The organism is Phenylobacterium sp. (assembly GCF_036263695.1).
Taxonomy (GTDB): domain Bacteria; phylum Pseudomonadota; class Alphaproteobacteria; order Caulobacterales; family Caulobacteraceae; genus Phenylobacterium.
In genome coordinates this window covers 1-2393 of the sequence record NZ_DATAGM010000242.1, presented here as the reverse complement: position 1 = coordinate 2393, position 2393 = coordinate 1, and the positions used below count along the sequence as shown (strand labels likewise).

Below are 2393 nucleotides of genomic sequence, written 5' to 3'. Positions count from 1 at the left end.
CACCGACTGGCGGATGCGCGAGCTGACGAGGCCGCCGGAGAAGATGGGGACGGTCACGGTCGCGGTCGCGGTCACGTTGCGGGAGTAGTCCCGGCGGTCGAACGGGTCGAGCGGGCCGCCACTGTGGCCGAGGCTGGCGTCCAGCGACACGTTCGGCATGCGCTCGGCGCGGGCGCCGGCGATCCGGGCGCGGCTGGCCTGCTGCGTGTACTCGGCGGCGCGGATGTTCGGGTTGAACTGCTCCACCGCATCAAACACCTGGTCGGGGTCGGACGGCAGCAGACCGGCCAGCGACGGCTCGGGCGCCAGGTCGCCTGGGTTCTGCCCGACGACGGCGGCGTAGTTGGCGCGGCTGATGGCCAGCTGGGCCTGGGCGAGCTGGAACTGCGCCTGCGAGGCCGCGAGGCGGGCCTCGGATTGGGCCACGTCGGTGCGGGTGATCTCCCCCACCTCGAAACGGGCCCGGGACTCCTCCAGTTGGCGCTGCAGCACCTGGACGTTCTCGCCGCGGATGCGGAGGGCCTCCTGGTCGCGGCGCACGTCCACGTAGGCGGTGATCACGGTCTGCAGGATCTGCTGCTCGATCCGCCGCAGGTTCTCGCGGCCGGCGAGGACTTCGGCCTCGGCTGCCGAGACGTTTGCGGCGACACGGCCGCCTGTCCAGATGGGCTGGGTGAGGCGAAAGCCGGTAGTGCCAGAGGTGCTCTCGGCGCGTCCGACGAATTCCGGATCGATAAAGTCCGTTCTGCCGTCGCCGTCGATGTCGATCGCCGCCGCATCCGGAATGGGGGTCCGCCGCTCCTGCCAGTTCGCCGTGCTGCTGAATCCAAGAGAGGGCCGCCAGCCCGTCCGGGCCTGCACCCAGTTCTCGTCGAGGGCGCGTTGGGCGGCGCGCTGGGCCTGCAGGCTCGGGTTGTTCTGGTAGGCGAGCGCGATGGCGTCGGCCAGCGTTTCGGCCGAGGCCTGCGACGTCACTCCAAGAGCGATCACGCACGAGACAGCGGCGAGCAGGCCTCCGCGACGGCTACCGACCATGTGACATATCCCCGACAGCGGCGAGAGAACGCGACTTTGTATGACCGCCCGGCCGGCTCCGGACCAGAGGTCGTATGCTTAAGATTTTTTCACGCTGAAGTTTCGAAAGGATTGCAAAACCTCAGAACGCGAAGCCGTGTTTCGGCGCGAAACCGGGCAGGAAAGCGGCGGCGGCGTCGAACACGGGGCGCGACCCAACGCCCTCCTCCGTCCGATTGTAGATCACGGCGCGGGCCAGACGGCCGTCGCGCTCGATGACGCCGAGGCGCCCGTTCACGGCTAGCGCGTCCAGCCAGGCCTGCGGCGGAGCGGCCACCGCGCCTTCGCAGACGATCAGGTCGTAGTCTCCTGCCGCGGGCGCAGCCAGGTCGCCCTCGTCGAGGCGGTCGACCTTGAGGCCGACATGCTCCAGCACCGCGGCGGCGTAGGGGGCGGCGATCGCCAGCGCCCGCTCGCCCGGCTCGGGCCTGAGCGCGTGCAGCAGCTTTGAGACGTCTCGCGGGCTCAGCAGGAACAGGCCCGGCGCGTACTCCACGGCCACGTCAGCGTAGGCGAGATATGTCTTGCCCGGGGGGACGAACTGCTCGCGGGCGATCGCGCGCATGGCGTCCTGGATGCGCACGTCGGTGACGTCGCTGGTGCGCACCTGGCTCTCCACCATGTTGATGCGAGCGGCGGCGAGGTCGGAGACCATGGGGCCCCTTCTTGGTCGGCGAAGTTGGACGCGGGCTTATAGGACCCCGCGGCGATGCTCCGCAATGACCGGTTCGGAGAGAGATTGCGGCGTGGGTGCGGTTCTGTTAGCCATCCGGCGCTCGACGCTGGCCTGGTGGCGGAGTGGTCACGCAGCGGACTGCAAATCCGCGTACCCGAGTTCGATTCTCGGCCAGGCCTCCAGCGTTCTCCCCGCCCATCTGATTCGCTGCACCGGCCGATTCGCGCCGGATCGCGCCGATTCGCCGCGACTTGGCGTTAAGAGCCGCGCGGCCGAAACCCTTGCGAAACGCGGGGTTCGCCTCGCCCGCAGGCAAGCAAACCCCACGCGCAGATGTCGTTAACACTCGCTTAACCATGAGCGCAGAGGCTCACCTCGTCTTCCTTGAAGACACCCCACCATCACCGACTTCTTTGAGCCCGGCCTCGCGCCGGGCTCCTTTTTGTGCGAAAGCTTGGCCTTAACCATTCTGGCGCCTTGCGCGGAAAATCCGGGCGGCGTATACGCCCGGCCCTCGACGGCCCTGATCCTCGGTAGCTCAGTTGGTAGAGCAGGCGGCTGTTAACCGCCGGGTCGCAGGTTCGAGTCCTGCCCGGGGAGCCATCGAGACCCCTTCCCTACAATTCACACCACCGGCACGGTG

General features: G+C 68.5%; 2 protein-coding genes and 2 tRNA genes. 2 read left to right on the top strand and 2 right to left on the bottom strand.

Translation table 11 applies throughout. From position 1 onward, the window contains the following. Together VHK87_RS09825 and VHK87_RS09820 are read right to left on the bottom strand one after the other, a co-directional pair. A partial coding sequence (locus VHK87_RS09825) for a TolC family outer membrane protein (RefSeq protein WP_329634717.1) occupies positions 1 to 1035 on the bottom strand: 1035 nt, incomplete at its 3' end. Between the two features lie 121 nt (positions 1036 to 1156). After that, positions 1157 to 1729, bottom strand: coding sequence for a protein-L-isoaspartate O-methyltransferase (locus VHK87_RS09820; RefSeq protein WP_329634716.1), 573 nt, complete (start codon positions 1727 to 1729; stop codon positions 1157 to 1159). A 129-nt stretch (positions 1730 to 1858) separates the two neighbouring features. Between VHK87_RS09820 and VHK87_RS09815 the strand changes: the two genes are divergently transcribed. Then, positions 1859 to 1932, top strand: a tRNA-Cys gene (locus VHK87_RS09815). A 345-nt stretch (positions 1933 to 2277) separates the two neighbouring features. Further along, positions 2278 to 2353 (top strand) — tRNA-Asn (locus VHK87_RS09810). Positions 2354 to 2393 lie beyond the last annotated feature (40 nt).